The 6619-nt window shown below is 72.4% G+C and carries 7 protein-coding genes; 1 reads left to right on the forward strand and 6 read right to left on the reverse strand.

Going from position 1 to position 6619, the window contains the following annotated elements; genetic code table 11:
* Positions 1-25: 25 nt before the first annotated feature.
* The 6 genes from ACFU6K_RS27470 to ACFU6K_RS27495 form a co-directional block, all read right to left on the reverse strand.
* Positions 26-1015 (reverse strand): bile acid:sodium symporter family protein, encoded by a 990-nt coding sequence (locus tag ACFU6K_RS27470; protein ID WP_380667394.1) that lies wholly within the window; start codon positions 1013-1015, stop codon positions 26-28.
* Positions 1016-1167: 152 nt separating this feature from the next.
* A complete protein-coding gene (locus ACFU6K_RS27475; RefSeq protein WP_380667382.1) occupies positions 1168-1515 on the reverse strand; it encodes a hypothetical protein in 348 nt (115 codons plus the stop codon).
* A complete protein-coding gene (locus ACFU6K_RS27480) occupies positions 1512-2399 on the reverse strand; it encodes an oxaloacetate decarboxylase (RefSeq protein ID WP_380667384.1) in 888 nt (295 codons plus the stop codon). The genes ACFU6K_RS27475 and ACFU6K_RS27480 overlap by 4 nt, the downstream gene beginning before the upstream one ends.
* Positions 2400-2654: 255 nt before the next feature.
* Positions 2655-3530, reverse strand: a complete 876-nt coding sequence (locus ACFU6K_RS27485) for a PhzF family phenazine biosynthesis protein (RefSeq protein WP_380667386.1) — start codon at positions 3528-3530, stop codon at positions 2655-2657.
* 935 nt (positions 3531-4465) lie between these two features.
* Positions 4466-5338, reverse strand: coding sequence for a class I SAM-dependent methyltransferase (locus ACFU6K_RS27490; protein ID WP_380667388.1), 873 nt, complete (start codon positions 5336-5338; stop codon positions 4466-4468).
* 202 nt (positions 5339-5540) lie between these two features.
* On the reverse strand, positions 5541-6095 hold the full coding sequence (locus ACFU6K_RS27495; RefSeq protein WP_380667390.1) for a PadR family transcriptional regulator: 555 nt from the start codon (positions 6093-6095) through the stop codon (positions 5541-5543).
* A gap of 59 nt (positions 6096-6154) precedes the next feature.
* Here ACFU6K_RS27495 and ACFU6K_RS27500 point away from each other — a divergent pair.
* On the forward strand, positions 6155-6619 hold a 465-nt coding region (locus ACFU6K_RS27500), incomplete at its 3' end, for an MATE family efflux transporter (protein ID WP_380667392.1).

Here is a 6619-nt window from a genome sequence, read left to right on the forward strand (position 1 = left end):
GCCTCCGCCAGGCTGCGCCGGGGGATCACCCGGGCACTGGCGGAGCGCCCGGACCGGTGAGCGCGGGCGGGACCGAGCCGCCCGCCGCGCCGCTCGCCGCCGCCCGCGACCAGCGACCGGCGAGGACGGTGCCGATGATCAGCTGGAGCTGGTGGTAGAGCATCAGCGGCAGCACCATCAGCCCGGCTTGCGCTCCGAACAGGACGGTGGCCATCGGCAGGCCGTTGGCCAGGCTCTTCTGCGAACCGCAGAGCACCGCCGCGACGGTGGCCGCCCGGTCGAGCCCCAGCAGCCGGGCACCGAGTCCGGTGACCGCCAGGGCGGCGGCGAGCAGGGCGAGCAGCACCGCGAGGAGCCCGAGCAGCGCGAGCGGGGTGGCCAGGCCCCAGATGCCCTGGGACACCGCCGCGCTGAACGCCGTGTAGACGACCAGCAGGATCGAGCCGCGATCCACCGGCGTGAGCACCCGTTTGTATCGGGACAGCGGACCGCCGAGCCACGGCCGCAGCACCTGCCCGAGCAGGAAGGGCGCGAGCAGCTGCAGCCCGATCCGCAGCAGCCCGTCGGCGGACAGCTCGGTGTGCGAACCCAGCAGCCAGGCCGCCAGCAGCGGCGTCAGCGCCAGGCCCGCCAGGCTGGAGTACGTGCCGGCACAGATCGCCGCCGGGACGTTGCCCCCGGCGGCGCCGGTGAGCGCCACCGAGGACTGCACCGTCGAGGGCACGAGACAGAGGAACAGCACCCCGGTCTGCAACGGCCCGGTGAGCGGGACGGGTGTGAGCAGCGCGGTGGCCGCGCCGAGCAGCGGGAAGAGAACGAAGGTGGTGGCCAGCACCAGCCCGTGCAGCCGCAGGTGGCGCAGCCCGGCCAGGGTCTCGCGGGTGGAGAGCCGGGCGCCGTAGAGGAAGAACAGCAGTGCCACCGCGAGGTCGCAGGCCACTTCGGCGACCCGCGCCGAGGCGCCGGAGGCCGGGAACAGTGCGGCCAGCCCGACCGTCCCGGCCAGCGCCGCCATGTACGGGTCCAGCCAGCGCGGCAGCAGTCTTCGGGAGCGGGGCCCGGAGCCGTGTTGCGTCTGCGCCCGTACTTCGGGCGCCGGCACCTCGTGGTCCCGTTCCCCGCGCGCCCGGAGCCCTGGTGGTTGCTCCGGGCGCGCCAGGCGGTCGGTCACGGGCCGCCTCCCGTCACCGGGCGGAGCGAGGGCCCGGAGGAGGAACCCGGGCCGAGCAGGCCGCCCACCAGCGAGCCGGCGCCGTCGTGGTCGCTGCCCGCGGAGCCGCTGCCGTTCTGGAGGTTGGCCGTCCGGTCGATCTCCAGCCAGGAGTCGGCGTTGGAGTTGTCCACGACCGTGATCAGCCCGCCGCCGGCGGCCGCGGGCGCCGTGGCCCCCGCGAGCAGGGCGCAGGCCCCGGCCAACCCCAGTGCGGTGGCCCGCAGAACGGCGGCCGACGAGGGCTGGCCGGGCGAGGGCAGGGCCGACGAGGGCCGGGCCGGCCTGAGCTGCCCGGCCCTCATGCCGTCACCGCCATCAGCCCGTTGGGGCGCGAGATGTTCCGCTCCAGCAGCTCGGTGGACTCCCGCACGCCGACCTGCTCGCGCCCCCCGGACGGGGTGGGCAGCCGCCCGTCGGCGCTCTTCAGCTCGGCCAGGGCGTCGTCCATCGCCCGGTGCGCGGCGAACAGGCACGGGGTGCTGTAGATCGCCACGTCCACCCCCAGGGCCGACAGCTCCGAGAGCGACAGCCGGGGCGACTTGCCGCCCGCGATCTGGTTGAACAGCAGCGGCTTGTCGCCGACCACCCGGCGGATCCGGCGGATCCACTCCTCGCTGCGCACGCCGTCCACCAGCACCACGTCGGCGTCGGTGGCGGCGAGCGCCCGGGCCCGGCGCAGGATGTCGGCCTCCTCGGTGGCGTCGGTGCGCGCGACCACCACCAGGTCCGTCCGGTTGGCGAGGACGAGCTCCAGCTTCTCCAGGTACTCCTCCAGCGGGAGCACCAGCTTGCCGTCCGCGTGCCCGCAGCGGCGCGGCCGCTTCTGGTCCTCCAGGATCACGCCCGACGCGCCGATCCGTTCGAGCTTGCGCACGACGTGGCAGGCCACCTCCGGGTCGACGTAGCCGTCGTCGATGTCGACCAGCAGGTGGTGCCGGGGGAACGCCCCGCGCAGCCGTTCGACGAAGCCCACCATGTCGGGCCAGGCGATGAAACCGATGTCCGGCAGCCCGTAGTAGGAGGCCGCGAAGCCGAAGCCGGAGACGAACATGCCGTCGTAGTGCTCGGCCGCGATGGAGGCCGAGTACATGTCGTAGACGCCGATCAGCGGCGTCGCCCCCGGGCCCGCGATCTCCGCGCGCAGCCGCTGCCCGGGGCTGTCCGTTGCCGTGTTTCCGTGGAACAAGGTCTTCTCCTCACTGGGGATGACTTTGCCTGAACTTGGTGCTTACCAGACCGAACTGAGGTGCCACCACTATGCGCTCTTTAACGTTCCGTGGGCAAATCTTTAAGTGAGATTCACTCGCGAGAGTGAAGAAGTGTCGAAGATATGAAAGGTGCTAATACGAATATCGGCTAAATGCTGTGACGCTCCAGCACGGCAGGCGGGGTCAGCGCCCCGGCTCGACTGCCGTCACGTGAATCGCCGGGTGGGCAGTTCTCAGGTCCGGTCGACCTTCTTGCCCGCCATGAGCTGCCCTTTCAGCAAGGTGCGCACCCCGCCGCCGACGCTCGCGAATATGTCCCCATCGGCATTCCGGCGGACTTCCACCCGCAATCTGGAGAAGCCGAGTTCGGCGGTGCCCTGGACGATGTCGAACGCCAGGGGCTCGCCCGTCGGCCCCGCGTGCGCCAGCCATCCGGCCATGGCCAGTGCGGCCGAGCCTGTGGCGGGGTCTTCCGCGCAAACCGGCTCGGGAACAAAGACCCGGGCGCGGACTTCGGGCAATCGCGGAACGAACACGGCCACCCCGAAAGCGCCGGCCAGTCCGGGCGCCTTCTCGGCGAGCGCCGCAACCCTGTGCGGCAGAGCCTCGGTCGACTCCAGATCGGCGGCGCTCACCGGGAGGCAGGCGAACCCGAGTCCGGCCGATGCCAGTCTCACGGGCCCCACTGCCGCGTCCGAAGCGAGCCCAACCGCTTCGCATACGAGATCCGGAGCGATGGGCGGACCCACCTGACAGGCCCGTTCCTCCAATACCGCACTTTCCCCCGTCGGCCCCACCTGCGCGTGAACGATTCCGCCCCGAGTGCGCAGCGCCACCCGGCCGGGCCGGGCCAGGCCCTGTCGCACTGCCACTGCGGCTGCTCCCACAAGGGGATGACCTGCGAAGTCCAGCTCGACATAGGGGGTGAAGATCCGCACCTCCACCTCTCCTCCGTCGCCCCGGCGCAGGAAGACGGTTTCCGGCATGGCCAGGCGGGCCGCCAGGCGTTGCATCAGCGCATCGTCATAGGCGGCACCGCGCGTGACCACTCCGAGCGGTCCTCCGGTGAGCGGCTCATTCCCGAATACTTCGACCAGTTCGAACTTCATGCACCCGTCATCGCCGGGACGGGTCGAGTCGTCGCTCGTGAGTGTGGGGAGCGCGGGGGTGTCGCCGGAGGGGGTCGTCATTGCGGTTCTCTTTCGAGTGGCTCTGCTGTCATCGACTGGGCTGTTGCCGGTGGCTGCCGGGGCCGACGCTGAGCATGGTGATCATCGGGCAGGCGGGGTCAGTTCGTGGCGGGCGGCCGAGCCGATCCGTTGCTCGCATCGGGACTCCTCCTGAATTGGACGTTATATCCAATCTGGACTAGGTGTCCACTGGGGGCGCCCTCTCGCAAGCGGTCCCGTACGCGAGCAAGATCGATCACGGGGTGCCGGACCCCGTCGGCAGGCCTGTCCGAAGCGCGACCTCCGGCCCGGCTCGCCGTGCCGCTCGCGGGGCACGGCATCCGGAGGGGGAAGGTCTTCAGGGAGGGGATCAGGGCCCGGGTGCGAGTCCGCCCCGTTTCGAGGAGGCGTTGCGGGCGGCGCGGGAGAACGGCCGCGCGTCCACCCTCGAAGGGCTCGACACCGCGGCCCGCAAGGGCAGGCACGGCGGCCGACCGCCCGTCGTCACCGACGACGCGGTGCACGCCGTCCTGCGGTGCCGCGCGGGCGGCGGTCCGTCGAGCAGATCCGGCCCGACCTGATCATCCCCGTCGGCCGGCGGAAGGGACGGAACGGCTCCGTCGCGAGCATCCACCGGGCGCCGGCCGAGCACGCCAAGCGCGGGGCGCGCCCCGAAGCCGTCGAACAGGCCCACATCGACTTCGCCGCCCTCCGGGTCGGCCCAAGTGTCCCCGGACCCGCCTCACTCTCCCTGGCCGAGCGCCACTCCGATTGCGGGGCGCGCTTCGCCGTGGCTTCGGGAGAACAGGGCCGTGTACGGGACGAAGCCGGCGCCCGGCCCGGCCGGTGCGGAGCGGGCCCCGGCGCGCGAGGCGTCAGGCGCTCGGGAGCGGGGGCACGGCGCGGCGTTCGCGCAGCGTCCGGAGCATCCGGCGGGTGGCCTTGGTCGCGACCGGGGGCAGGAGCTCCAGGGCGAGCCGCCGTGAGGTGGAGCGCTGGACCGGGCCCTTGACCTGGTAGTTGAGGCGCATCACCCGGGCGCCGGCGATGGTGTCCTCGTCGACGGTGTACCCCTCGGCCGGCCAGTCGCGCTCCCGCAGGACCGCCTGGGCGGCCGCCGCGTCGCCCCAGGTGCCGTAGAACTTCATCGGGGTGAGCAGGACCGGCCGCAGTCCGCCGGTGAAGACCGCCTCCCAGACCGCGGCGGAGACGCCCGGGGTGTGCTCGGAGCGGTAGTCGTCCAGGGCGACCACGCCGTTCTCGCCGAGTGCGGCCCGGGCCACGGCGATGTCCCCGGAGACGTGCTCGTAGAGGTGGGAGGCGTCGACGTGGACGAAGCGGCAGCTGTCCGCCCGGACGCGGCCGTCGGCCAGCACCGAGGTCGGGGCCTGCACTATCTCGGGCAGCTCGCCGTGGAAGGCGAGGTAGTTGGCCTCGAAGGCGCTGCGGGTGAGGGTCCTGCGGTAGGACATGTTCATCTCGGCGGCGTTCTCGGCGTCGCCCGCCTCGGAGTCGAACAGGTCGCAGACCGTCAGCCGCTCACCCGGCTGCAGGTGGTCGCCGAGCAGGACGGCGCTGCGGCCGAGGTAGCTGCCGAGCTCCAGGATGTCGCCGGTGACGCCGGCCGCGGTCTGGGCGGACAGCAGGTGGCTGAAGGCGGCCCGGTCGAGGCTGAAGAACCAGCCGGGAATGTCGTCCCGCTTCAGCGGCGCGGAGTGGACTGCGGCCTCGACCGCGGTCTCGGACATGGGCACGGCGGCCTCCAGGGGGACGGCGGGGCGCGGTGGCGGGTCACGCCGCGGAGGGGGACGCCGAGGACGTGAGGCGGATCATCATAGCGATGCCGGGGCGGGGGAGAGCCAGATGCGGAACGGCCTGAATCCGGCTCTTCGCTCTGCCGTTCGGCAGGGGTTCGCGCCTTCGTTTTCGCTCCCGAATCGCCTGGTCGGCCTAGCCTTCCGAGAGCTCCGCCCCGCCTGGCTGTTCCAGCTCCGCGATGGTCCCGGTCAGCCAGGCCCGCTCGGCCGCCGTGGAGGCCCGGGCGACGAGCAGCATCCCGCGCCGGAAGGGGTTCGGCTCGCGCTCGGCGGTCACCGGCTGCCCCGTCCCGTCGTAGAAGAAGCTGCTCGGAGCGTCCAGGAAGGCCAGTCGGCGGCGGAGCACGGCGGCCTGCCGGTGCGGGTCGGCGAGATGGTGCAGGAACGTGGTGACGGTGAAGAAGCGGATCTGGTCGGTGATCTCGGCCTGCTCCGGGTCGGCCAGCCGGCGCAGCAGTTCGGCCCGCCCTTGCGTCGTCAGTTCCAGCGTCTGCCGCGGTGCGGCGCCGCTGCCCGGTTCGGTGCGGCGGTGCAGCAGTCCGGCCTTCTCCAGCCGGGCGATGGCGGGGTAGAGCGCGCCGTCGCTCACCGGTCGGACATGACCGGTCAGTCCGGTGATCCGGGACTTGAGCTCGTAGCCGTGAAGCGGCTGGTCGTACAGGAAACCGAGGATCGCGAGCGTCAACACGGCTGGAGCCCTTCGGTCGGAGTGCGCCCTGTGGAGTCGTCATATTACCTCTTGTCGATGTGCCTCGAAACGATGTATCTCTATTCGAGGCAGGTCGAGAGGGCCGCAGCCGAGCGAGGGGAGCCGAGGCGGGCGGCTTCCTGCTGCGCGACCGGCTGGCGGGCGCCTTCCTGGACGGCGAAGCCGCCGAACAGGCCGCCGGTTACCTCGCCGTCGCGTTCCCGGCCTTCGCGCTCTTCGTCGGCCAGCGCGTCGCCGACGACCTGTTCAAGGGCGCGGGCGACACCCGCACCCCGATGCGGATCGCCCTGCTCTCCAACGCGCTGTTGCTCCTCCTCGACCCCCTGCTGATCCTCGGCCCGGGGCCGCTGCCCGCCCTCGGCGTGCCGGGTGCCGCCCTGGCCCTGGCCTTCTCCCGAGCGATCGCCCTCGCCGTCACCCTGCGAGTGCGGCGAGGGCGGCGACCGCGGCAGCCGGTGCGACGCACGGAGCCGCAGCCGGGGCAGCACGCGGATCCGCGGCCT

Source organism: Kitasatospora sp. NPDC057512, from assembly GCF_042802135.1.
Classification (GTDB): domain Bacteria; phylum Actinomycetota; class Actinomycetes; order Streptomycetales; family Streptomycetaceae; genus Kitasatospora.